At 33.2% G+C, this 24,569-nt stretch carries 18 protein-coding genes; 9 read left to right on the forward strand and 9 right to left on the reverse strand.

Translation table 11 applies throughout. The features are described 5' to 3' along the window. Nucleotides 1-64 precede the first annotated feature (64 nt). Nucleotides 65-940, reverse strand: a complete 876-nt coding sequence (locus tag ACFO3N_RS09310; RefSeq protein ID WP_379797120.1) for a LysR substrate-binding domain-containing protein — start codon at nucleotides 938-940, stop codon at nucleotides 65-67. A gap of 103 nt (nucleotides 941-1,043) precedes the next feature. On the opposite strand from ACFO3N_RS09310, the gene ACFO3N_RS09315 reads away from it, so the two are divergent. Both ACFO3N_RS09315 and ACFO3N_RS09320 read left to right on the forward strand, forming a co-directional pair. Beyond that, nucleotides 1,044-1,799 (forward strand): MBL fold metallo-hydrolase, encoded by a 756-nt coding sequence (locus tag ACFO3N_RS09315; RefSeq protein ID WP_379797122.1) that lies wholly within the window; start codon nucleotides 1,044-1,046, stop codon nucleotides 1,797-1,799. Nucleotides 1,800-1,961: 162 nt separating this feature from the next. Next, entirely contained in the window at nucleotides 1,962-2,315 is a 354-nt protein-coding gene (locus ACFO3N_RS09320; RefSeq protein ID WP_379797124.1) for a gamma-glutamylcyclotransferase family protein, read from the forward strand. A gap of 136 nt (nucleotides 2,316-2,451) precedes the next feature. Here the strand turns inward: ACFO3N_RS09320 and ACFO3N_RS09325 are convergent, their stop codons facing one another. The 3 genes from ACFO3N_RS09325 to ACFO3N_RS09335 form a co-directional block, all read right to left on the reverse strand. Further along, nucleotides 2,452-2,799, reverse strand: coding sequence for a hypothetical protein (locus tag ACFO3N_RS09325; RefSeq protein WP_379797126.1), 348 nt, complete (start codon nucleotides 2,797-2,799; stop codon nucleotides 2,452-2,454). Nucleotides 2,800-2,811: 12 nt separating this feature from the next. Then, complete coding sequence (locus ACFO3N_RS09330) at nucleotides 2,812-2,949, reverse strand: hypothetical protein (protein WP_379797128.1); 138 nt, start codon at nucleotides 2,947-2,949, stop codon at nucleotides 2,812-2,814. Between the two features lie 101 nt (nucleotides 2,950-3,050). Next, nucleotides 3,051-3,668 (reverse strand): RNA polymerase sigma factor, encoded by a 618-nt coding sequence (locus tag ACFO3N_RS09335; RefSeq protein ID WP_379797130.1) that lies wholly within the window; start codon nucleotides 3,666-3,668, stop codon nucleotides 3,051-3,053. Between the two features lie 280 nt (nucleotides 3,669-3,948). On the opposite strand from ACFO3N_RS09335, the gene ACFO3N_RS09340 reads away from it, so the two are divergent. From ACFO3N_RS09340 to ACFO3N_RS09370, 7 genes are all read left to right on the forward strand, one after another. Next, the gene (locus ACFO3N_RS09340) at nucleotides 3,949-5,097 is read left to right on the forward strand and encodes a FecR family protein (protein WP_379797132.1); all 1,149 of its coding nucleotides are present in this window, start codon (nucleotides 3,949-3,951) and stop codon (nucleotides 5,095-5,097) included. Between the two features lie 255 nt (nucleotides 5,098-5,352). After that, the gene (locus ACFO3N_RS09345) at nucleotides 5,353-8,943 is read left to right on the forward strand and encodes a SusC/RagA family TonB-linked outer membrane protein (RefSeq protein ID WP_379797134.1); all 3,591 of its coding nucleotides are present in this window, start codon (nucleotides 5,353-5,355) and stop codon (nucleotides 8,941-8,943) included. Nucleotides 8,944-8,960: 17 nt separating this feature from the next. Beyond that, nucleotides 8,961-10,364 carry a RagB/SusD family nutrient uptake outer membrane protein gene (locus ACFO3N_RS09350; RefSeq protein ID WP_379797136.1) on the forward strand — a complete coding sequence of 468 codons (1,404 nt, stop codon included), beginning with the start codon at nucleotides 8,961-8,963 and terminating at the stop codon, nucleotides 10,362-10,364. A gap of 66 nt (nucleotides 10,365-10,430) precedes the next feature. Next, nucleotides 10,431-11,636: a redoxin domain-containing protein gene (locus ACFO3N_RS09355; RefSeq protein ID WP_379797138.1), complete on the forward strand. Its 1,206-nt coding sequence runs from the start codon at nucleotides 10,431-10,433 to the stop codon at nucleotides 11,634-11,636. A 105-nt stretch (nucleotides 11,637-11,741) separates the two neighbouring features. Then, nucleotides 11,742-12,875, forward strand: coding sequence for a redoxin domain-containing protein (locus ACFO3N_RS09360; protein ID WP_379797140.1), 1,134 nt, complete (start codon nucleotides 11,742-11,744; stop codon nucleotides 12,873-12,875). A 173-nt stretch (nucleotides 12,876-13,048) separates the two neighbouring features. Beyond that, on the forward strand, nucleotides 13,049-15,838 hold the full coding sequence (locus ACFO3N_RS09365) for a M16 family metallopeptidase (protein WP_379797142.1): 2,790 nt from the start codon (nucleotides 13,049-13,051) through the stop codon (nucleotides 15,836-15,838). 271 nt (nucleotides 15,839-16,109) lie between these two features. Further along, a complete protein-coding gene (locus ACFO3N_RS09370; protein ID WP_379797144.1) occupies nucleotides 16,110-18,119 on the forward strand; it encodes a protein-disulfide reductase DsbD family protein in 2,010 nt (669 codons plus the stop codon). 581 nt (nucleotides 18,120-18,700) lie between these two features. Here ACFO3N_RS09370 and ACFO3N_RS09375 read toward each other — a convergent pair. From ACFO3N_RS09375 to ACFO3N_RS09395, 5 genes are all read right to left on the reverse strand, one after another. Then, nucleotides 18,701-19,381: a LamG-like jellyroll fold domain-containing protein gene (locus ACFO3N_RS09375; RefSeq protein WP_379797146.1), complete on the reverse strand. Its 681-nt coding sequence runs from the start codon at nucleotides 19,379-19,381 to the stop codon at nucleotides 18,701-18,703. Between the two features lie 2 nt (nucleotides 19,382-19,383). Continuing rightward, complete coding sequence (locus ACFO3N_RS09380; RefSeq protein ID WP_379797148.1) at nucleotides 19,384-19,851, reverse strand: hypothetical protein; 468 nt, start codon at nucleotides 19,849-19,851, stop codon at nucleotides 19,384-19,386. Between the two features lie 62 nt (nucleotides 19,852-19,913). After that, complete coding sequence (locus tag ACFO3N_RS09385) at nucleotides 19,914-21,542, reverse strand: hypothetical protein (protein WP_379797150.1); 1,629 nt, start codon at nucleotides 21,540-21,542, stop codon at nucleotides 19,914-19,916. A gap of 2 nt (nucleotides 21,543-21,544) precedes the next feature. Continuing rightward, complete coding sequence (locus tag ACFO3N_RS09390; RefSeq protein WP_379797152.1) at nucleotides 21,545-22,009, reverse strand: hypothetical protein; 465 nt, start codon at nucleotides 22,007-22,009, stop codon at nucleotides 21,545-21,547. Nucleotides 22,010-22,297: 288 nt separating this feature from the next. Beyond that, nucleotides 22,298-24,475 (reverse strand): beta strand repeat-containing protein, encoded by a 2,178-nt coding sequence (locus ACFO3N_RS09395; protein ID WP_379797154.1) that lies wholly within the window; start codon nucleotides 24,473-24,475, stop codon nucleotides 22,298-22,300. Nucleotides 24,476-24,569: the final 94 nt, after the last annotated feature.

Genomic DNA, 24,569 nt, shown 5'->3' on the forward strand with positions numbered 1-24,569 from the left:
CTTTTTTTTTATTAATGCAGAAAATTTTACCGATAACAAATTTCAAAAATAATGATGTAAAAAACTATTTCAAATTCTCCATCAGCATTTTCAAAAACGCCTTAACGGCCTTTTTCTCATACACTTCTTTCAAAGAAATCAGCATTGCAGTTCTCGTCATATTTTCTCCTTTTATAGGAATGGCGTACAAATCTTTTTCGTCTTCAATTGTAGTTTTCGTTAAGATCGTGTGCCATTTTCCTGTTTTAATGAGTTCAAGCAAAGTTGGAATATCATTTATTTCAATCGTAACATTCGGATGTAAATTGTTTTTTTCAAATGCCTTGCTAATAAATTGAGTGGTGCTAAAACCGCCAGCAGGCATGGCAAGAGGCAACGTACTAATTTCTTCTAGAGAAATGGTCTTTTTATTTTTTAAAGAAGTTTCAGAAGACGTAACTAAAGCCATTGGCGAAGTAAACAATTCTAAATATTTAAAATGCGCTTCAGAAGCAATTTCTTCAAAAGTTAGAATAACATCAAGCTGAAAATGATTTAGTTTTTGAATGAGTTCCTGAGAAGTTCCAAAGATAATTTCGAACTGAATTTTAGGATATTCCGAACTAAACAAAATCAAAGCTTTTGTAACTACATGTCGCAAAGCGTAGGTAACGCCAATGGCAATTTTTCCAGTTTCGAGTTTATTTAAATCTTTTAATAATTGCAGTCCATCAGAAGCTTTATTGACCGATTGTTGCGCGTAAACCGAAAATAATTCTCCAGCTTCTGTCAATGTAATTCGTTTTCCAATTCGGTTAAAAAGCGGAACTTGAAGCTCGTCTTCCAATTGTTTAATTTGTTGCGATAAAGTACTTTGACTGATATAAAGCGCAGAAGCTGCTTCGGTAAAATTCAGTAATTCTTTTGCTTTCAGAAAATATTTAAGCTGACGAAGTTCCATTTCTAAATCGGTTTTATCGATTGATTATATCGAAAAATAAGGTTTTACAAATATAGAAATTCTTAAGAACTTTGCTTTGTTATACAATTAGAAACAAAACATTATGAAAATTATAGCATTACAAGAAGGAAATTATATTGTCAATTCTCAAAAAGAATTTCAGCTTTTAACAGAGCATACAATCGATTCTGGTTTAAAAATGGCGATTCAGCCTTTTGTTGTTATTACAGATCATGATGTTATTTTAATAGATTTCGGTTTAGGATTTGTCAATAATGGCGTTCCGTTTATTTACGAAATGCTGAGAAAAAATGATATCGAACCTCAACAGATTACTAAAGTTCTGGTTTCACATTTACATAAAGATCATATAGAAGGAATCGGTTATTTTGAAAATAATCAATTTGTTCAAAACTTTCCAGATGCGAGGATTTACATTCAAGAACGAGAAATAGATTTTGCTTTAGAACAATTGCAAAATCCGTCGTACGTTCCTGAACTATTAAATGAGTTGAAAGAATTGCCAAATGTTGAATTATTAAATGAAGACAGCGGACAAATTACGGACGAAATTTTCTTTGAAGTTACAGCAGGACATACCAAATTTCAACAAGTATTTTGGATTAAAGCCGATAACGAAATTGTTTTTTATGGAGCCGATGATTTGCCTCAAAAAAGATATTTAAAATTTCCTGTTGCCTACAAGACAGATTTCGAAGGAAAACGTGCTATGGAATCTCGTAAGAAATGGGAACAGCAGGCAAAAGACGAAAACTGGAAAGTGCTTTTGTATCATGATATGAAGACACCTGTTTTAGATTTTGCTAAAGAAAGAAGTGAGATGAAAGATGCTGTGTAAACAAGAAGCAAGAATATAGAATATAGAATATAGAATATAGAATATAGAATATAGAATATAGAATATAGAATATAGAATATAGAATATAGAATATAGAATATAGAAGCAAGAATATAGAATATAGAAGTAAGACGAAAGATATTGAGAGATTATAGATTATAGATGAAAAACATAGAAACAATTCCGGCTTTAATTATTTACGGATCATTGGCTCCTGGAGAATCCAATCATTCGGTTATGGATCCTATTAAGGGAGAATGGAAAAAAGCAATTATAAAAGGGAAACTTGAGGAAGGGGGTTGGGGCTCTTCTTTAGGGTATAATGGTTTTATTCCCGTTAATAATGAAGAAGCAGAAACAATAAAGGCGCATGTTTTATTTTCAGAAGATTTGACTTCGCATTGGGATTATCTTGATGAATTTGAAGGTGATGGCTATACACGAATTCAAACCGAATATGAGCTGGAAAACGGAGAAAAAGGAAGCGGATACATTTATGCTTTGAAAAGTAAGTAAAATAGATAATTACTTATTTACTTATTGAATTTTTTTAAGTCATCTTCAATAAGCTTAATTTTATCAACATTATTTACGTTTGAAATTAAAGAAGTAAAGTGATCACCTTTTTCTGGATCACTTATTCTAATTTCTGCTAATAGATAATCGTTAATCTTTTTTTATTAAACATTGACGAAAACAATTTACTTCTATACTCCTGTGGTAAAAGTTTTTCTTTTCTATTAATTCTCATGTTAATTGCTGCCGTATCGCAATAATAATAAAGAACAACATTATGCTGATCTAAATAATTATGTATTATATCAACAAAAATGTTTAAAGTTTTAATTGAATTATACTCAATTTTATTATTCATCAATGTGATTGAAACATCAATTATTGGAATGCCGTAGTCTATTCCGTTTGCAGAAAATTTGACAAAACTTACAAGATATTGATGCCCTTCTTCAGTAATAAAAGGAATTTCCTTATCTAACTCCAAGATTTGTATATATTATTTAGACTTAGGGAAATAAATGTCTTTTTTAGCAATTAATTTTGCTTTGTTTTCTTCTTTTGAAGTACGAAGATTTCTAAAAAACTCTAATGTTTCTTTAGATGGTTTTGTAATATGTAACGGTTGTGTTTTCATAATAATGCAAAGGTAATTATTATTTTGAAAACTACAAATTTTGAGTAGTGTTGTAAGTCTTTGTTTATTAGTGTTTTAGTTGTTTTTAAGAGAGATTTTTATTACAATATAGCTTGATTAGTTTTAGTTTGCATTTTTTTTCTTGAAAACATAAGAAACAAAACACTCTTTACTTTTTCTTCCAAAGAAGTTCGTAAAATCGAGAACGCTTTGGTAATCTGCGCTTCAACGGTTTTGATAGAAACATCCAAATGTTCGGCTATTTCAATATTAGTTAAACCTTCTTTTTTACTTAAAATAAAAACCTCTTTGCATTTTGGCGGTAAGTTCTGAATTTCTTTGTTTACCGCATTTAAAACCCTTTGAAAAGATTCAGAGTCTTCTTCTTGAACAATTCCGTTTAAGGCATCGTAATACGATTTTTCTAGAGAAAATAAAGACTGGTTTTTTCGGTACAAATCGATAAACTCATTATAAACCAGTTTGTAAAGAAAGCTTTTGAGCGAATGATCTACTTTTAGTCTTGTACGCTGTTCCCAAACTTTAATAAAAACATTTTGCACGATATCTTCGGCACTATAAACATTCTTTACCAAGCTGTTGGCATACACACAAAGTTTATGATGATAGGTGTCGATAAGGTACGTGTATGCACTTTCATCTCCATTTTGTAGAGACTCAATTAGAATGGTATTATCGCTGTAATCATCAATCTTCATAAAAACAAATATATAAATTAATAGGTTTTGAGGTTAAAAAGTAAACTGAATTTGCTCAAATCGACCTTTTTTTAGCCTTTCTATTTGAAAATTATTACAAATAAAAAAGGAGGAAAAATGCAAATATAAATCTTTTAGTTTATAATGTCTACCAAATTAGTAGAGTTTTATTGAGAGAAAACACTTGTGAAAAATAAAAAAATCAGTAAAATGAAAAAAACTTTATCAAATTGTTAGGGTTTTGTTTTTTGGCTTCGTAATAATATTAAAAACAACTAAAATGACAGTAAAAAAGTCAGAGAGACTAATTGTTAAATTTATCACAAATCAGGCTTCTCAAGAAGAGATTGAGCAGCTTACCGAGTGGTTAAAAGAAGAAGAGAATCAAATTGTATTTAAGGATTTTGTGCAAACCAATTATGCAATTGATGCTGCTTTGAACACTTTTGATTCGACCGAAGTTAGAAAACAGCTTTCGGAACGAATCAATAAGGAAAATAATGTTTTTTATAAACGAAGATTTTCATCTTATTATAAATATGCTGCGGTTTTGATTGTGGCTTTGGGAGGTTTTTATTTCTATAAAAATTCTAGTGCAGAACAAGTTAAGCAAAATGTTATTGTTCCTAGAGTTGATGAGATTGTTTTACAATTAGGCAACGGTGCATCTGAAACTATTGATATTTCTGGAGAAAAAAATGTTACGGACAAAGACGGAAATATTATCGGAAAACAAGAGAAAAACAGATTGGTTTACAATAAAGCTTTTGCTGAAGGAGAATTGGTTTATAGCACATTGAAAATTCCGTACGGCAAAAAATTTGAGGTGCAGCTATCAGACGGAACTTTAGTGTATTTGAATTCTGGAACGTCATTTAAATATCCAGTTCAGTTTGTCAAAAAACAAAATAGAGAAGTGTATTTAACCGGTGAAGCTTATTTTGAAGTTAGTAAAGATAAAAGCCATCCGTTTACGGTAAACGCACAACAAATTAATGTTGAGGTTTTAGGAACTAAGTTCAATGTCGATTCGTATAGTAATAATAGCAGTACAGATGTTGTGTTGGTCGAAGGTAAAGTTTCGCTTTATAAAGATCAGAAAACCCAAAATCAAGTTTATTTAACACCAGGTTTTAAAGGTTCGGCTCAACAGGGACAGAGCGAAATTAAAATCGAACAGGTCAATACCGATTATTATACCGATTGGGTAAAAGGAAGTCTGGTTTTTAAAAATGCTTCTTTTGATGATATTATCAAAAAACTAGAACGCCAATACAATGTGACTTTCATTAACAGAAATAAAACACTCGGAAAAGAAATTTTCAACGCCCGTTTTGATAATGAACCCATTGAAGTGGTCTTGAAATATTTTAGCGACAGTTATGCGATTGATTACAATATTGACCAAGATAGAATAACGATTAAGTAAAGACGCATAAAGAATATAGAATAAAGAATAAAGAATATAGAATAAAGAATAAAGAATAAAGAGGGAAGAAACAAGATTGAGAAATCTAAAATCAACAATCAGAAATCTAAAATCTAAAATCAACAAGCCTATGTAACAGAAATCCAAAAAGAAAAGGATCGTTATAAAAAAACCGGAAAATGCGCCAACATTTCCCGGTGGAGTATATGCGGTCAGTTAATTAACCAACCAACATTAAAAAAAACATTTAAAAGTATGAAAAAACTCTTGAACAGAATCAGGTTTGATAAGCCTTTTTTGAAATTTGATTTGAAAATGAAATTGACCACATTATTTCTGCTAACTGCCTTAACAGTAATGCACGCCGGAACCACTTATTCTCAAAAAAATAAGATTTCTTTTAATGCCAGCAATATGACTGTTGCAAAAGTGATTGAAAGACTTGAATACACTACAGATTACAGATTTGTTTATAATGTAAGATCTGTAGATTTGAACAGAGTAATAGACGTAAATGCATATGAAGCTTCAATAGAAGTTATTTTAAATAAAATCTTTACTAATACGAGTACCGATTTTAAAGTATCAGGAAACCACATTATTCTGATGCCTAGAAAAGTCTCTACAGAAAAAACGGAAGAGAAAAAACCTGTAGCAGATTTTATTGTAAAAGGTAAAGTTACAGATGAAAAAGGAATGCCTTTGGTAGGTGCGGCGATTTCTGATAACGGTTCAGGAAGAGGTGTAGAAACCGATTTTAATGGTGAATATCAGATTATTGCAGTAAGCAGTGAAACGACTTTGGCTTTTGCTTATTTAGGATATGTTAGGCAAGAAATAAAAGTTGAAGGAAGAAGTGTTATCAACGTTGTTTTGAAAGAAGATATTTTTGAACTTGAAGGACTGGTTTTGAAGACTGGTTATCAGGATATATCGGCAGAAAAAGCAACGGGATCTTTCTCAAGTTTAAAAGCAAAAGAGTTTCAAGAACAACGTTTAAGCAGTTTAGATAAAATTTTAGAAGGACGTGTTGTTGGATATCAGGATGGAAGGATTCGTGGAACAACTTCAATGAGAGGGGTAACGGCACCATTATATGTTATTGACGGTTTTCCTGTCGAAAATACAAGATTAACTCCTTATGCATCTATAGAAGAAAATCTTCCTAGTTTGAACTTAGAAGATATTGAAACGATTACAGTTTTAAAAGATGCCGCAGCTTCTTCTATTTATGGTGCTCGCGCTGCAAATGGAGTTGTCGTAATTACCACAAAAAAAGCAAAAGAAGGAAAAACAAATATTTCGTTTTCAAGTAATTTAACTGTAACACCTTACCGAAATTATACGGGTAATCTTACTAGTTCTGCTGATATTATCGGTTTAGAAAGAGGATGGGCAGAAGGAAATCCTAACTTGAAAACTGCTAATTCAGCTACTTATGCGCAGTCTTTATTGAATAATGCCGTATTTCAAAGTTTAGGAATGCAGACTATTTTAAATGGATATGAAGGAAATATTTCGCAAGCAGATATGAATAATCGTTTGAATCAACTCGGTTCTCAAGGTTATAAATACTACGATGATGTAGCAAAATATGCCAAACGCGATCAATATTTTATGCAGCACAACCTTAGTTTGGGTAAAGCTAGCCAAAACAATACTTTTAATGCGTCGATTACTTACAGAGACAATCAACTAGAAGATAGATATTCTGAAAACCAAACGGTTGGAATTAATTTGAAAAACTCAACACAAATTAACAGCTGGCTTTCTTTAGATTTAGGAACGTATTTGAATTACGGAATAGGAGATACTCAGTATTACAAGCCAATCAATTCTGCTGCTGTTTCAGATAATCCAGGTTATAAATGGCAACCATATAATCAATTGGTAAATAACGACGGAACTAATTTTATTTCTACTGCTGCTTCTCGCTACAATAATTTCACGCTTAATTCTATGCAGACTTATGGTCTTTACAACATGGATATTACGCCAATGGATGAATTAGGAAGAAACTTAATTGAAAACAAAAACTTCTTAAACAGAACATTCGCTAAGTTCAATGTAAAATTCAGCCATGCGTTTACTTATAATGCGATGTTCCAATATGAATTTGCTTCAGATCGTGCGAGCCAATTGTTTGATAGAGAGTCGTACTATGTGAGAAATAAAGTAAATAGTTTGGTAACAGTTGTGAATAATAAAGCGGTTTATAATTTGCCTTACGGAGATATTGTCAAAGAAACCAATCAGTTTTCTAATGCTTATAATTTCCGTCAGCAATTAAATTTCAATCAGACTTTCGCAGAAAAGCATGATTTCTCTGCGATTGCAGGTATGGAAATCCGTCATTCTAAACAAGAATATAATGATAACACTCGTTATGGTTACGATTCACAAGCTTTAACATTTACAGCAATAAATCAAGCCGATTTATTAAAAGTATATGGATCTGTTTTTGGCGGTTATATGTCACAAAACGACTTTGGATTAGAAAAAGAATTGCAAAACCGTTACGTTTCGGTTTACTCAACTGGAGGTTATACGTATGACAAAAGATATACATTATCAGGAAGTATTCGTTGGGATCGTTCTAACCTTTGGGGAACAGACAGTAAATACCAAAACAAGCCAATTTGGTCTGTAGGTGCGGGCTGGAATATCAACAATGAATCATTTTTTGATGTTGTATGGGTTGATGCTCTTAAACTTCGTGGTTCTTATGGTATTGCCGGAAACATTGCCAAAGATTCTGCGCCTTATTTAACAGCTTATTATTATGCTAATGCTAATGTTGGAGGAACTTATGGAAGTGTGGGGCAACGTCCAAATCCTGAATTGTCTTGGGAAAAAACAACAACAACCAATATTGGTTTTGATTTCTCTTTGTTTAAAAGTAGATTAAGCGGAACGTTAGATTTATACAACAAAAAAGGTCAAGATTTGTTAGCTACTAGCCAAGGAATTCCAACAGAAGGATTCGGATATTCTTCTTACACACTTAATAATGGAGAAATGACTAACAGAGGTGTGGAAGCTACTTTAAGAGGAACGATTGTAAAAACGCCTTCTTTCTCTTGGGATGCGGCCATTTTGTATGCCTATAATAAAAATACTGTAGATTATGTAAATGTAAAAGCTCCTGTTTACTATTTACAGTTAGATTATCCACAGGCTTATCCTAGAGTTGGAACAAGTTTTAACAGCATTTATGGTTACCAATGGGCTGGTTTAAGCAATACAGGAATTCCGCAAGTTTATGATGCTTCAGGAACTGCAGTAAAATACAATCCAGGTCAGATAGATGCGATCAAAGATTATGGTTCGACAGTTCCTATACACAGCGGTTCTTTCCATACCTCAGCAAATTATAAAAACTTCTCACTTTCGGCTCTTTTCATTTATGAGTTAGGACATAAAGTAAGAAATACATTCTTACCAATGTTGAGTAACAATTACAATGGTGCACTTGGAGGTTATGTAACAGATGTTACAGTGGTAAACAACAATATTGCAAATCGTTGGATGCAACCAGGTGATGAGGCTTTTACTAATGTTCCGAGAGCGGTTTATGAATATGAAGCAGATTTTAATTCAGAATCTCGTACGATTTATTCTTATGCAGATATTAATATTTTGGATGCATCAAATTTAAGATTAAGCAACATTTCTCTAGCGTATCAAATGCCAAAAGACCTAATTAAAAGAGTAAAACTAGACGGAGTACGATTCAATTTGAACGCAGAAAACGTATACACTTTTGCCAAAAGCAGAGATGCCAAATACATGTTAGGCGGTTTCATATCTCCAAGCTTTGTTATGGGTGTAAATGTTAATTTCTAATTTATAAAGACTAGACGATGAAAAATATATATAAAAAAGTAGCGTGCTTATTGGCTTTAGGATTGACTTTGGCATCTTGCGATGATTACTTGAACGATGTGCCAAAAGGAGCAAAATCGCCTGAAACATTAGCAGATTATGAAGCTTTTTTGCGTGACGAATACAATACAAGATTAGATATCTTGGGAGCTACACATTTGCTAAATGATCAATTTGTAACGGCTGCTACGCTTACAAGTAATAGGTTGTATAATGCCAATTATATGTGGGACGAAAATGCAGATCGTATTGCATTGAAAGTCTCAGATGAATCTACATATTATACCACTTATAGCGGAATTTCGGCTTTTAATTTAATTATTGAAAATGCACTTTCGACAACAAAAGCGACTGAGCAAGAACAGAGAACGGTTTGGGCACAAGCAAAAATAATGCGTGCTATGAACTTTTTTTATGTGACTAATTTTTATGCAGACACTTATGTAGCTTCTACGGCGGCAACAAAATTATCGGTTCCGTTAATTACGAGTGCCAATATTAATGCGCCAAGTAAACAAGTAACCATTCAGGAAATGTATGATTTTATTCTAAATGATATTAAAGAAGCATTGCCTTATTTGCCTAAGGTTGCTCAAACCGCTTTACATCCTAATTTAGGGGCAGGTTATGCTTTTTATTCAAGAGTTTATCTGCAGATGAATAATTATACAGAAGCTTTAAAATATGCTGATTTGGCATTAGCAGAAAATAATAAACTCTTTGACTGGGTAGCTTTCTACGAAGCAAATAAAGCCATTATAGATGTGCCAAATTCTTATACAACAGCAGTTTCGCCAATGGGGTATAACAATGTTGAAAACTATGTTTTTAGACACGGTTCAAGCCGTTCATTAGGGAGAGAGCCAAGCATACCAGTAGAAAGAGCAGCGCGTTTTGAAACGGGAGATGCACGATTAAAATCTCGTTGGAAAGTAAGAACCGTAGGAGCAGATACGTATTACTATTCGATATTGTCAGGAATGTACAATTTTGGCGGAATTACAAGTGTTGAGGTTTATTTGATAAAAGCGGAGTGTTTAGCACGTGATAATAAAATTACCGAAGCATTGGCTATTTTAAATACGGTTCGTAAAACTCGTATTCTTCCAGCATCTTATCAGGATATTTCAACTACAGATAAAGCAACTGCTTTAAACGCTATTTACAAAACAAAAAGTAATGAATTGCTGCAAACGCTTACTCCTTATGCAGATGCACGCCGTTTAAATGCAGAAGGAATTTACAAAGTTAGTTTTACTAAAGTCGTAAATGGAATTACGTACACATTAAAATCTGATTCTCATTTATGGACATCACCTTTCCCACAAGGAGCAACGCAAAATCCAGGAAACGGAACCATTACACAAAATGTAGATAAATAATAATATAAAAGCTTCCCGATTAGATTTTCCCGAAAGGGAAGCTTTTTCTAAAATATCAATCAAAAAATGAAAGCAATTCAAAATAAAATAATAGGATTCTGTCTGTGCCTGTTTATGGTTTCCATCAACATTCAAGCACAAAAGAAAAAAGCAACCTCAACACCAGTTTCTTCTTATACAATTGAAGGAACAATAACAGGTTTAGCAGACGGAACTGAGGTAAAATTGATTCCCGGCGCTACACATTCTTCTGAACTGCCAGTTGCTGAAACAACTTTAAAAGACGGGAAATTTACTTTCGCAGGAAAATTAAATGAACCTCGTTTTTTCTATGTTGTCTTTGGTAAAAACAAAGGAAATATTTCTGTAATGGTCGAAAATTCAAAAATAAAAATTACAGCAGCTGGTAAAGTTTCAGATCAAGAAGGAGAGAGAATTTCTTTTAAAGATTTAGTCGTTACAGGTTCTAAATCACATGATTATTATAAAAAAGAAACTGCATTTAGAGAGGAACTCGAAAAAGACTATGCAGCTTATCATACCAAAGATTCAGACGAATTAAGTAAATTAATCGGTGCTGCAAGACGTGATAAAAACGTAAAAGCGGCAGACTCACTTCAAAATCTTCCAGTTTGGAAAAAATTTGAAGCTGATGAAAAAGCATTTTTTACGAAAGTAGAAAAAACAACATTAGAGGTTATCTCAAAACATAAAGCTACTTGGTGGGGACCATTTTTCATGATGACCAACTTTAGTTATTTCACACCAGAACAAAAACCTTTGTTCGATCAGTTTTCTGAAGCAGCAAAGAAAAGCTACTACGGACAGATTTTAGATAAAGATTTGAATCCGAAATCTTTAATCGGAACAAGCATTGCCAATTTCAGTTTAAAAGATAAAGATGGAAAACCATATAGCGCAAAAGACATTGTAGCTGGAAAAAAATACATTTTGGTCGATTTTTGGGCTTCATGGTGTGGTCCATGCCGAAAAGAAATTCCGAACTTAAAAACAGCTTACGCAGAATATGGACCTAAAGGATTTGAAATTTTAAGTGTTTCAATTGATAAAGACGAAAAAGCTTGGCAGAAAGCACTTGGACAAGAAAACATGCAATGGCACAATCTTCTAGATGATGATAAAGTGAGTAAAGCATTTAATGTAAAAGCAATTCCGGCAACTTATTTAGTGGACAGTAAAGGGGTAATTATCGGTGACAATTTAAGAGGTGCAGAATTGGAAGCGAAATTAAAAGAGCTTTTGAAATCTTAAATTTTTAGTCTCAGTATTCAGTCTCAGTCTCAGTGAAAACGGTAAACTGCAACTCCGACTGAAACCCCAAAAAAACATCGCAATCTAACAAACAAAAAATATAACATGAAAAGCACAGTATTAAAATCTAGCCTATTCGCATTAGCAATTGCGACAGCATTTACTTCTTGTGAAAAGAAAGAAGGATATAAAATCAACGGAAAAATTGCAGGATTAGATAAAGGAATGGTTTATCTAGAATATGCAGACGAAAAAGGAGATAAAAAAATAATCGATTCTGCTGAGGTAAAAGAAGGTGCATTTACTTTTACTGGAAAAACGGTAGAACCATTATTTCATACCATTAAAATTAAAGGGCAAGAGTACGGAGCGTATTTTCTTTTAGATAATGAAGATATTACGATTGAAGCAAAAAAAGATTCGGTTTTTAAGGCTAAAGTAACTGGAGCTACACAAAACGGATTCTACAAATCCTACTACGATAACGAATTCAAAAAAATACAAGAAATTGCAGGTCCTATTTACAAATTATCTGATTCGTTAACTCAAAGCGGAAAAGTAAAATTGACGCCTGAACAACAAACAATGATGGATAAAAAATGGAAAGATCTTGGCGCTTTCGCGGATGATTTGACAGATAAATTCATCAGAAAAAATAAAGACAATTTAGGAGGAGCATTAGTAATTGAAGACCGAATTGTGTCTTATGGAACTCCAGAAAAAGTAAAAGAATATTATGGCGTTTTATCTCCAGAAGTTCAGAAATCATTCTACGGAAAAAAATTAAAAGCTTCAATTGATCTTAACGAAAAAACGGCTATTGGTGTTGCAGCTCCAGAATTTTCTCAAACGGATATCAACGGAAAAGTGGTAAAATTATCAGACTACAAAGGGAAATATGTTTTAGTAGATTTCTGGGCAAGCTGGTGCGGTCCATGCCGAAAAGAAAATCCAAATGTAGTTGTGGCTTACAAAACCTATCACGATAAAGGGTTTGATGTTTTGGGAGTTTCATTGGACGATAAAAAGAAACTTTGGGAAAAAGCAATTGAAAAAGACGGTCTAACTTGGACGCATGTTTCTGATTTAAAAGGATGGCAAAATGAAGCTGCTGTTTTGTACGGAGTAAAAATGGTTCCAACCAACTACTTAATTGGACCTGACGGAAAAATCGTGGCTAAAAATCTTAGAGAAGCTGAATTGCAATCTAAATTGAAAGAAATTTTTAGTAAATCGTAAATCTTTAGTGATCAGTGTTCAGTTTTTTAGTGTTCAGTCTCAGTATTCAGTCGCGATAACTCGACTTTGTCAAAGTTTTAAACTTTTACAAAGTTTCAGACTGCGACTGTGACTGTACGCTGAAAACTGCGACTGAAAACTGAACACTGCTTAAAATAATATCATCAAAAAAAATGAAAAAATACATCTTTCTGGGCTATTGCTCATTAGCTTTCTGTGCTCTAATGTCAGCGCAGGGTAAATCGGTTAACTTCAAGAAAATAAAAGAATTAGGCGGAATCGAAGAATATTTATACCAGCCCAACGGAATGAATGTTTTGCTTTTGCAGGACAATGCTTCTCCAGTTGCAACTGTACAAATTGTATATCGCGTAGGTTCTAAACATGAAGTTTTAGGAAATACAGGATCGACTCACCTTTTAGAACATTTAATGTTTAAAGGAACTCCAACTTTCAATAAGAAAAACGGAAACACGATTACTGATGTTCTGCAAAATACAGGAGCACAGTTAAATGCTACAACTTGGTACGATCGTACGAATTATTTTGAAACGCTGCCAAGTGATAAAATCGAATTGGCGCTTCAAATCGAAGCCGACAGAATGCGTAATTCTTTATTGTTAAAAGAAGATAAAGAAGCAGAAATGACGGTTGTGCGCAACGAATTTGAGCGTGGAGAAAACAATCCGAATAGTTTATTAGATAAAGAAATCTGGGCAGCGGCTTATATTGCACATCCGTATCATCATTCGACAATTGGATGGAAATCGGATATTGAAAACGCTCCAATTGAAGTATTGAGAAATTTCTATAATACGTATTATTGGCCAGATAATGCAACTTTAACTATTATAGGAGATTTTAAAAAAGAGAATGTTTTTGAATTGATCGAAAAGTATTTCGGTAAAATTACAAAAGCACCAAACGCAATGCCACAGCCATACACACAAGAACCTCAGCAATATGGCGCACGCAAAATTACAGTTAAAAAACCTGGAGAATTGGGCGTTGTAAACAAAGCGTATAAAATTCCGGGAGCTTTACACGAAGATCTTCCAGCCCTGAGTATTTTGGCTCAGATTATTGGCGTTGGGCCGTCAGCGATTTTAAACAAAACATTTGTTGATACCCGTTTAGGAATTTATTCTTACGCAAGTGCAACAGACTTTAAAGAAGTCGGACTTTTTACAATTGGCGTTGGTTTTCCGACGACTTCAAAACATGAAGATATTGATGCAAAAATCAGTGAAGTTGTAGCTAAAATTCAGAAGGAAGGCGTGACTCAGGATGAAGTAAATAGAGTTGTAGCAAAAATCAGTGCACAAACTATTTTAGCACGCGATGGTTCTGGAGTTATCGCATCGGCATTAAACGAAGCAATCGCTTCTGGCGACTGGACAGATTATATTACAGGAGTTGATCGATTGAAAAAAGTAACTCCAGCAGATGTTTTGCGTGTGGCTCAAAAATATCTAGTTGATGATCAAAGTACAACAGGATATTTTATTCCGAAACAAGCTGGCGCTCAAAATAATGATACGGCAAAAGCTAGCAATTATATGCCAGAAAATGGTCCGTTTTATTACAGACATTCAGAAGAAGGACATAGTCACGAAGAAGCTTCATCTGTTCCAACTTCAACAAAGAACGCAACAGAAGAATTAATTTCTGCAGAAACTTTAATCGAAAAATCAGCTTCAGCTTTTAAAAGAGAAAAAGTATCTGGAATTGATGTGGTTTCGGTAAAAACATCAGCAAAAGATTTTGTAACCGTTGCGGCTAGCATTTCGTTAGGGAATTATGCAAGTGAAACTAAAAATGATGTAATTCCAGCATTAACAGCTTCAATGTTATCAAAAGGAACAACTTTGAATGACAAGTTTAAATTTTCTGAAAAACTTCAAAAACTAGGAGTTTCATTAAATGTAAATGCTTCAAGTTTCAAAATTAATATCGGATTTAAATGTTTGAAAAAAGACTTAGATCAGGTAATTGCTTTATTGGCAGAAGAATTAAGAAATCCGTTGTTTGATGCTAAAGAATTCGAAAATTTAAAACAGCAATTTATTGGAAATACACAACAAGATTTGAATGATCCAGGCGAAAGAGGAAGCATTGCTTTATCTCAGGCGATTTATCCAAAAGGAAATCCAAATTACAGTTTGAGCGTAGAAGACAATATTGCAAATATCAAAAATGCAACTTTGGACGAAGTAAAAGCTTTCCACAAAAAATATTTCGGAACGGCATCTATGCGTTTGGTAATTGTGGGTGATACCGATGGAGCAAACTTAAATGCATCATTAAAAAAATCATTTAAAAATTGGAATGGGGGAGTTACTGAAAAATTAAAATTTGAAGAAGCTGCAAAAACTCCATCCAAAACAGAAGTGGTTACAATTCCTGAAAAACCAAGTGCAGAATTATTCGTCGGACAGTTTACAGGTTTAAAAAGAGCCGATGCCGATTATATTCCGTTTTTTATTGGAAACTATACTTTAGGCGCTGGTTTTGCTGGACGTTTAATGCAGACTGTTCGTGATAATGACGGTTTAACCTATAATATTTCTTCTGGTTTAAGCGGAAATATCGAAACAGGAGGTTACTGGTTTGTAAACGCTTCGTTCAACCCAAATTTATTTCAAAAAGGTTTGGATGCGACAATGGTTCAGGTTGATAAATGGGTGAAAAACGGAATCACAGCTGAAGAATTAGAAAATAAGAAAACCAACTTAATCGGAAGTTTTAAAGTAGGAATGTCAACCACAAGCGGAATGGCGAGAACTATTTTAAGTTTTATCGAAAGAGGTTTAGAGCCAAATTACATCGATCAGTATCCAAAAGATATTGATAAAGCCACTTTACAACAAGTAAACGATGTGATTAAAAAATATGTTAAATTAGATAAAATGATCATCATTAAATCGGGCTCTCTGGATAAAGACGGGAATCCGTTGAAGTAGTTTTCTTTAGTGTTCAGTGTTCAGTTTTTTAGTGTTCAGTCTCAGTTTACAGTGGCGATAGTTCAACTTTGTCAAAGTTTTAAACTTTGACAAAGTTTCAGACTGCAACTGAACACTAAAAATCTGAACACTGAACACTGCGACTGACCACTAAAAACTTCGTCTTTCATTATTTCATTTTAGAATCTGAATTAGTAAGCCATTTTCTGTGAAAGACCAAAAGAGCTGTTTGCCAACAGCTCTTTTTTTTCCAAAATCTAATCAAAAAACCATGAAAAATACCATAATTACATTGCTGTTATTGCTCTCAGTTTCCATGTTCGGACAAATGTACAATCCGGTAAAATGGACGACAACTGTAGAAAAAATTTCAGATAAAGAGTTCCTTTTAAAAGCACAGGCGAAAATACAATCAGGCTGGCATTTATACGGACAATATATTGAAGAAGGTGGACCTTCGCCAACGGCTTTCACCTTTAAAAATCAGTTGAAGAAATTCGAATTAATCGGAAAGACAACTGAGGATAAAGGACATGAAACAGTTGATAAAATCTTCGACATGAAAATTAAATATTTTGAAGATAAAGCGCTTTTTACTCAAAAAATCAAATTCATTTCAGACGATGTTGCGAATATTACTGCCGAAGTCGATTTTATGGTTTGCGATGACAGTAACTGTTTGCCGCCGTCTACAGAAGAATTAACTTTTAAAATTCCGAGTGAAAAGAAATTGGCTTCTGCCGAAGAAACTTCAATCGTAAAAAAAGATTCTGTAATTGAAGAAGAAAAATCGGTTTCTCAGACAGAAGAAAAAAAATCAAAACAAGAAATTACCAGTTCACCAAAGAAAACGGAATCGAGAGGATTGCTGACTATTTTTATTTTAGCTTTTTTATCTGGATTTGCAGCTTTGCTAACGCCTTGCGTTTTTCCAATGATTCCGATGACGGTGAGTTATTTTACGAAACAAAGTAAAACTAAAGCGGCTGGAATTAGGAATGCGATGATTTACGGAATTTCAATCATAATTATTTATGTTTTGTTGGGATCAATAGTAACCGCAGTTTTTGGTGCCGATTCGCTAAATGCACTTTCAACAAACGTTTGGTTCAATTTGATATTTTTTATTTTATTGGTCGTTTTTGCCTGTTCATTTTTGGGTGCTTTCGAAATTGTATTGCCAAGTTCATTGGCCAACAAAGTAGATTCGCAAGCTGATAGAGGAGGACTGATTGGGATTTTCTTCATGGCTTTGGCTTTAGCCATTGTTTCATTTTCGTGCACGGGACCAATCGTAGGAACTTTATTGGTTGAAGCGGCTTCAAAAGGCGGAATCGCGCCAATTGTGGGTATGTTAGGATTTTCGATTGCAATTGCATTGCCGTTCTCCTTATTTGCTGCTTTTCCAGGCTGGTTAAACGCATTGCCAAAATCGGGCGGATGGCTGAATACCGTAAAAGTTGTTTTAGGATTTCTGGAATTGGCTTTGGCTTTTAAATTTTTATCAAATGCCGATTTGGTTCTGCAATTGCATTGGCTTGAAAGAGAAGTTTTCCTAGCGATCTGGATTGGCGTTTTCGGAATGCTGGCTTTTTATTTATTCGGAAAAATTACGTTGCCGCATGATTCTCCGTTGAACCATATTTCTGTTGGACGATTAGGTTTCGGATTAATCGTTTTAAGTTTTACGATTTATCTCATTCCTGGACTTTGGGGAGCGCCCTTGAAATTAATTAGCGGATTCCCACCACCAATGCAATACAGCGAATCTCCAAACGGACTTGGAGTTTCGGGGAATTCTGAATTGGAAATTACTGGCTCATTACCAGAAGGAGCAGAACACGGTCCGCAGAATATTATTACTTTCCATGATTATAATAAAGGAATGGAATATGCGAAAAAAGTTGGGAAACCAGTTTTATTAGACTTTACAGGATATGCTTGTGTAAACTGTAGAAAAATGGAGGAATTGGTTTGGTCAGATCCTAAAGTTTTAGGAGTTTTAAACAACGATGTGGTTTTGATTTCCCTTTATGTTGATGATAAAAAGGAACTTCCAGAAAACGAACAATATGTTTCTGAAACCACAGGAAAAAAAATTAAAACCATTGGAAACAAATGGAGCGATTTACAGATTAAAACCTACAAAGCAAATGCGCAACCGTTTTATGTAATTGTAGATCATGATAGTTCCAACTTGACAGAGCCATCAGCTTATAATCCGAATATTGAAGAATATTTCAATTGGCTTCAAAGCGGAATTAAGAGCTTTAAGAAGTAAATAAAAACACCTCCAAAGTCAATTTGATTTTGGAGGTGTTTGTTTTTTAAGCGAGTTTCAAATCGTATCGTTCTTCATCAAATGTTTGTTTCCACTCATGAATTTCTTCAGATAGAGAGTTCAAATCCCAATCTAGAGTCCTTTTTTCATATAAGATTAGTATCTCAATTAAAGAATATTCGCTATCTAGATAATATTGGTTTTAAAATGTCTAAGTGAGTATAGAATCGGTTGAAACTTCTAATTTTTGAAGTTTTGCTATTCATTATTGAAATATTGGATTGTTGATGATGCAAATACATAAAATTAGTTGCTTTTGTAAGCCATTATCATGTATTATGGAGCAAAAAAACCTTCAACAACGTGAAGGTTTTTTTAGAAAAGAAAATGGTTTTTATGTTTTTATATATTTCCGTCTCTTCATAAGTAATAAATATTTGGATTTACCAATTTAATATTTATTTTGATTATAATTTGGTTATGATTGGTATGCATAACTGATTAATATTTTTTTAGAAGCTGTAGAAAAAAATTTAGTTATATGCATTGTATTTAAGAAGTAATTGTAAATCTTATTGGTTTTAGAATTGTGAAATAACAGTATTATAATTATTCAAAATTTCGCTAGCGCTAAAGGATTTATTATAGGTCACTCTAGCATATCGCATAATTAAATCACAATATCTATTATTTTGGCTATTAGCTAATAAGAACCGATCAAGTCCATTCGGAAATTGCATGGTGATAATAAATTCTCGTTGGTATATTCCATTTAGATACAATTTCAAAAGACAATTTGTTTCAGTAAAAGCAGTAATTGTAAATGAAATAAAATAATAAGTATCAGCAGTAAGTCTTATTGATGTAGAATAATCTGCTTTAGCACCAACAGTGAATTGTAATAAATTACCATTTCTTTGAATGCGAAAACCAGTAGAACCAAAGTTATTACTTTGGTAAGAAAGTATTTCTCTATATCCATTCCCAATTGTTGGCATTTTAAAATAAATTTCAATTGTCATACTATTTTTATAATCGTAAAAATAATATCCCAGACCCCTACTATAATCATCAATGCCATCAAAACGAAGTCCTTTATCTTGATAATATGTTCCTCCATATATAGTCGATACAATGCCTGTTGCTAAATCTGTAAAATAGTTATTTCCTGGAGAATAGCATAGAGGGTTATTAGCATTAAATTCAAAAATGGCCTCTTGTTTTTGCTTTGATCTTCCAAAAATTGTTTTTCTTAATCCCATAACTAAAGACCTAAAATCATTATTGAATGCTGACCATCATTTTGCATAAATGTAAAAATCTGTTTTTCAGTTACTGTAGGAGGAGTTCCAAATTCAAATGTTTTTGGAGCAGTAATAGACCAGTTTAATGATGTGCCCACTTTTGTGATTCCTTCAAAACACATTCCTGAATTAGCAAATGAATTAGGAATTGATAAAGTTCCTGTACCAGTAAATTTTACTGTTTTCCCATGCCATGAATCTTGAACGGTTGCTGGTAATGGTACATTAATCTGATTTGAAATGTCTTGTTTGTTCGACAAATCGATATCTCCATTGCCAACAATGGACTCTCCATTAATTGTTTTGAAATCTAGAGCTGAGGTTAAGTTAGTAAACTCCAATTCGCCATTGGAGTTTGTAGTTAAAATTTTATAAGGCTCATTTATTTCTAGATCAGCTACTTTTATTCTATTATGATTTGTGCTCATTTTATATTTTGTCTAATATTATTTTACTTTATATATAATTTCTTATAATATATTTTACATATTTACCAAGTTTTTCGACCCAAGTTATTTTCGAACGCATCAATAATATTGTGTAAAGTTTTAACTTCTTCATTGGTTAATCCTTCATGGATTATTGTAAACTGTATTCTTTGATTTGAATAACCATAAGGAGATCCTCCGTTATTTAAGCAACCAATAAAATATGGTAACGCCGGTACTATTCCAGTTTGTGTACCTGCTATACTGGTATCAAAATTTCCATTTTTAGAATAACTTGCCTCTGTATTTGTGGTTTTACTTATAGTATGGATCCCTTTTGCATTATTTATTGCAGTTTTTGACAAACCGATTGTTCCAAGAACAAATACGTTGTTATTTTTTGATGCTCCATGATTCAAATGTATTTGGTAACATTCCCATGGAGAGCTTGATTTTTGTGCACCAAAATCATACGAATTTGTTGTAGCTGGTACATTATTTGTTCCGCAAACAATTGTTAAACCTGCATTTGAAAATGTATGATAAGTGTTTACATTTAGAAAAGTATTTGCGTAAGCATTACTGCCATTAGTTTGGTATCCGTTAGTGGAGTGAGTGCCTCCACCATTAAACACTAGTCGAAAAGCCGTATTAGTATCTAATGGATTCTTTAGGTTAAATTTGTGATTAATTTGCGTACTACCTATAAATGGATAAGCAGCCTGTATTTTATTCCAAAGATTATTTACTTTTAATGAAACAACTAAATTGTTTATTATATCGACGTAATTGTAATTTTGAGAGGCTATTATGAAATTTTCTGCATCTACATCTAAATTTATATTACCAGTTGTAAAATTTATGGTAGCGCTTAAAACAGATTTATTATGAAAATTATCAACTGTAATTAAATTGATATTGTAATTGGTGTTTTTAGTTAAACCCGAAATTATATCTCCACTATTTTTTATATCCTGCTTATAAATGCCATTTACATATACTTCATAAAAATCGATCCCGTTAATTGAATTTGGAGGTGTGAAACTGAGTTGGATTCCTGTATTATAAATGGACGTTGCAGATAAATTTGTAATGGTATTTGGCTTTGTAAAATCATTAACATATACGACAGTATTTCCTGTTGCCAAAAATGCCAGATCCCCTTCAACTCCTCCTGAATTTATTGTTTGTAATATAGGATTTGCCCATATTTTGCCTGAATTTAGATTTCCAGATCTAAAAACATTTTCATTTATTGCTGTATTACCAATTCTAGTTACTGATGGAATATATAGTTTCTTTAAAAGATTTTTAGGTCTTCCGCTAGGATAAAGATTTTGATCAAAAGCGGCTACCGAAATGTAGGTAGCATTTGGAAAATAACCTTCTATCAATCCAGTGTTGTAAAAACCTTGAGGGCCAATTCCTGAAACAATTCCAGTTGGATCTCGGTAATAAGTAACTTGACTTATATCCGAGTGATTAAAACCTTTAACCTCGTACATTCCTCCAATTATGGCACATTCAATATCATTACCTACAACTCGGAAAAGCTTAATTCTGTTAACTGCAATTCCTAATTTAGTAGCAAGTAATGCTGGGGTATTTATAGTGGGACCAATACCACCTATGTAAGTGTTTACTTTGTAATTCGATCTTCCAAAAACTGTGTTTAGTAATAAGCTTCCCATAATTACACACCTAATAATAAAATACTATTTGTAGCTCCTCTTTTTGTAAAAGTAAAAATCTGCTTTTCGGCTGTTACTGATGGAGTTCCAAATAACCAAGTATGTGGTGCAGTAATTGCCCAAGTTATGCTTACTCCTGGTAATGTTATCCCGTTAAAAATAAAATTTTGAAGCAATGAAGCAGGGACTGTAATTGTGCAGTTAGCTGTAAAGAATACAGTTTTTCCGTGCCAATTGGGTGAGATAGTTTGACTTGAACTTACTTCTAATTGGTTCGAAATATCCTGTTTGTTCGACAAATCGATATTTCCATTGCCAAAAATGGACTCTCCATTGATTGTTTTGAAATCTAGAGCTGAGGCAAGTGTAGTAAATTCTAGTTCGCCTTTGTTGTTTGTAATTAAAATTTGATCAGGACTGTTTGTTTCTAGGTCTGATACTTTTATCCTATTATGATTTGTATTCATATGAATGAAATAATTATTTAGTTTTTACTGATTTTAAAGAATGGAATAAGATGAAACTATCGTATTAAAATCAAAATGGAAAGTTATTGATAGTGTTCTCTATGAATTGTGGGCAGTAAATAATAAGCTACCGAAGTTTCTGTTCTTTTATTGCTTCAGTGAATAGAGATATACTTTAAAATAATGAACAGTTAATGCTAGTTGTTCTATACTCGCTATTTTTGTTTATGGTTATCATAGATTTAATAAGGGCAAACGTAAACGCTTACCCTATTAAATTTGATTTTATTACTGTCTTACATCGTATTGAAATGTTATTGATGCGTTTGTTGGCGTTCCTGTACCATTACCTGAAATGAAATCAACTGTAACAGCTCCGTTTGAATTTCCTAAGAAATAAACTCTTGCAGGAACTCGCCAGGCAAAACTTAAAGCCACATTTCCACTACCTACTGGATAAGTAGTTATAATGCCTGCTCTGGTAAAAGGTGTATTAACCGTAAAATTTGATTGAGTATTTGCTGCTGTTGTTGTAAAACTTACAGAAGCTGTAACACTCACAATGTTACCAACTCTAATATAAGTTGCACTTTGAAGATTAAGTCCTGAAACATTACCTCCAGCTGTTAAAACAGGTGTGTATGCCCCGCTTGTTACTCCGTTACTAGTTGATAATTGTTGCCAAGCGCCCCAAATTCCAGATGCTTTTGTTCTAATGTAAGTCGTTCCAGAAGGAACAGAATTACCCGATGTTTCCCCATAAGCTGTAAGCGTTTGTTTTATGTTATTTGCATCGCTAAATTCGTTAGTGACAAACCAATTTCCAGTGTCAGGTGCATTAGTCAAAGATGAACCTCGATAAAAACCTGTTCTATTTAGAGAATTAAGGTCAGAACCTCCAATTTCTATATTGCTTTGACTTTGTATGGTAGTTGCTTTTAAACCTCCATTTACTTGGAGTTTATTGGTGCCATCATCTGTAGATACTCCTATAAGAACGTTACCATTTTGTTGAACTGCAAAAGTTTGAGTTCCTGCATTATTCTGAAAAAACAATGAACCTCCAGCATTTCCTGTACCGATTCTATAATTTAAAGCAGCAGACGTATTAAAAATATCTAAAGCAGCTCCTGCATTAAATCCGCTTAATGTTAGTCTGGCTGTTGGTGATATGTCTCCGATACTAACTAGACCACCAAGCTTTTGTAAATGCAGACTGGCAAAACCTGTTTGATCATTTTTATAGGATCCAATATAAGAACCATTGGAATCATTGCCTACATAAAATTGGTTTATAGCATTTTGAACTAGTAAGGCAGAATTATTATCATTTTGGGCTATATGTAATTTTCCAATTGGATTTATTACTCCAATACCAACATTACTTGCAAAATATCCGCCACCATTTCTATTAACGGTAAATGTATTTGTTCCTGAGTTCTTTCCTACAAAACTAAATCCAGTACTTGATATTGATGAATTCTCAGCTACAATTGCGTTTCCATTTCCTGGTGTATTGTTGTTTACATATAAACCATTTCCTGCTCCTACATTTTCGATAGCTATAGCGTCAGCGGTATTAGAGTTAAAAACTTCTAATGCTGCTCCATTACCTGTTAAAGTTGCATTATTAAGTAAACGTAGTTTGCCTATTACTGTATCTGAATTGGTACCAGTTTTTGCACCGCTAAAATTTTCGTTTCCTGTTTTATGCAATGCATTAGCATCAGCCAGAGAATTTAAAGAAGCGGTTACAAAAGCAGTTGTTGCAACTCTTGTGCTATTGTCACTGCTAGGAGGAGTTGGAGTTGTTATAATTCCATTGCTATCAACTCGAGTAACTTGTGCTGAGTTTTTAGTAATGCTTAAGAGGTCTCCAGTTGAAGATGAGACAGAATCCAGACGAATTGCTGTTCCTCCATTTGAATTTGAAACATCAATAGCTCTACCAGTAAAAGAGTTAAAAAGACCAATGCCATTACCAGTTCCTTGATTATCAATTCTAACAGCATAAGCTGTGGTTGTATTTGCATTATTAACATATAGGCCTACTCCACCTCCTCTATTATCAACGTATGCACCATAACCTGTTGCGTAATTAGTGAGTTTAGTGCCAAACCCCGTCGAATTATTGGTAATTGCTAAAACAGTCGCAAATGTGCTGTTATTTTCAAGTTGTAAGGCGTTTGTAAAACCGCCTGAATTGCTTGTACTTTTTATGCCAGACCAACTTTCGTTACCAGTTTTGTGCAGTAAGTTTGCATTATTGGTATCTATTAAATCTTTTAAGACTTTTCCTTGTCTTGCATCCAAAGCTTTGCCTGAAACAGTATAATCAAGGGAGTTGTAACTGAGGTCATTTATGTCGCTGAATTCTAATTCACCATTGTTGTTGGTCTTTAAAATTTTGTTTTGCTCGTTTTTCTCTAAGTCGGAGACTTTTATTCTGTTATGATTTGTATCCATTTTTTGTTTATTGATAATTGTTATGCATTTAAAAACTTTATTTGGAAATGATATACACGTAAATCCAAATTCTACATTCTTTTTTGACTAAAGA

The sequence above is a fragment of the Flavobacterium chungangensis genome (assembly GCF_042654045.1).
Taxonomy (GTDB): domain Bacteria; phylum Bacteroidota; class Bacteroidia; order Flavobacteriales; family Flavobacteriaceae; genus Flavobacterium; species Flavobacterium chungangensis.

What these genes read in the sequence shown, in the direction of transcription:
- ACFO3N_RS09310 (WP_379797120.1), bottom strand. Translation starts at nt 940, where the DNA reads ATGGAACTTCGTCAGCTTAAATATTTTCTGAAAGCAAAAGAATTACTG.
- ACFO3N_RS09315 (WP_379797122.1), top strand. Translation starts at nt 1,044, where the DNA reads ATGAAAATTATAGCATTACAAGAAGGAAATTATATTGTCAATTCTCAA.
- ACFO3N_RS09320 (WP_379797124.1), top strand. Translation starts at nt 1,962, where the DNA reads ATGAAAAACATAGAAACAATTCCGGCTTTAATTATTTACGGATCATTG.
- ACFO3N_RS09330 (WP_379797128.1), bottom strand. Translation starts at nt 2,949, where the DNA reads ATGAAAACACAACCGTTACATATTACAAAACCATCTAAAGAAACATTA.
- ACFO3N_RS09335 (WP_379797130.1), bottom strand. Translation starts at nt 3,668, where the DNA reads ATGAAGATTGATGATTACAGCGATAATACCATTCTAATTGAGTCTCTA.
- ACFO3N_RS09340 (WP_379797132.1), top strand. Translation starts at nt 3,949, where the DNA reads ATGACAGTAAAAAAGTCAGAGAGACTAATTGTTAAATTTATCACAAAT.
- ACFO3N_RS09345 (WP_379797134.1), top strand. Translation starts at nt 5,353, where the DNA reads ATGAAAAAACTCTTGAACAGAATCAGGTTTGATAAGCCTTTTTTGAAA.
- ACFO3N_RS09350 (WP_379797136.1), top strand. Translation starts at nt 8,961, where the DNA reads ATGAAAAATATATATAAAAAAGTAGCGTGCTTATTGGCTTTAGGATTG.
- ACFO3N_RS09355 (WP_379797138.1), top strand. Translation starts at nt 10,431, where the DNA reads ATGAAAGCAATTCAAAATAAAATAATAGGATTCTGTCTGTGCCTGTTT.
- ACFO3N_RS09360 (WP_379797140.1), top strand. Translation starts at nt 11,742, where the DNA reads ATGAAAAGCACAGTATTAAAATCTAGCCTATTCGCATTAGCAATTGCG.
- ACFO3N_RS09365 (WP_379797142.1), top strand. Translation starts at nt 13,049, where the DNA reads ATGAAAAAATACATCTTTCTGGGCTATTGCTCATTAGCTTTCTGTGCT.
- ACFO3N_RS09370 (WP_379797144.1), top strand. Translation starts at nt 16,110, where the DNA reads ATGAAAAATACCATAATTACATTGCTGTTATTGCTCTCAGTTTCCATG.
- ACFO3N_RS09375 (WP_379797146.1), bottom strand. Translation starts at nt 19,381, where the DNA reads ATGGGATTAAGAAAAACAATTTTTGGAAGATCAAAGCAAAAACAAGAG.
- ACFO3N_RS09380 (WP_379797148.1), bottom strand. Translation starts at nt 19,851, where the DNA reads ATGAGCACAAATCATAATAGAATAAAAGTAGCTGATCTAGAAATAAAT.
- ACFO3N_RS09385 (WP_379797150.1), bottom strand. Translation starts at nt 21,542, where the DNA reads ATGGGAAGCTTATTACTAAACACAGTTTTTGGAAGATCGAATTACAAA.
- ACFO3N_RS09390 (WP_379797152.1), bottom strand. Translation starts at nt 22,009, where the DNA reads ATGAATACAAATCATAATAGGATAAAAGTATCAGACCTAGAAACAAAC.
- ACFO3N_RS09395 (WP_379797154.1), bottom strand. Translation starts at nt 24,475, where the DNA reads ATGGATACAAATCATAACAGAATAAAAGTCTCCGACTTAGAGAAAAAC.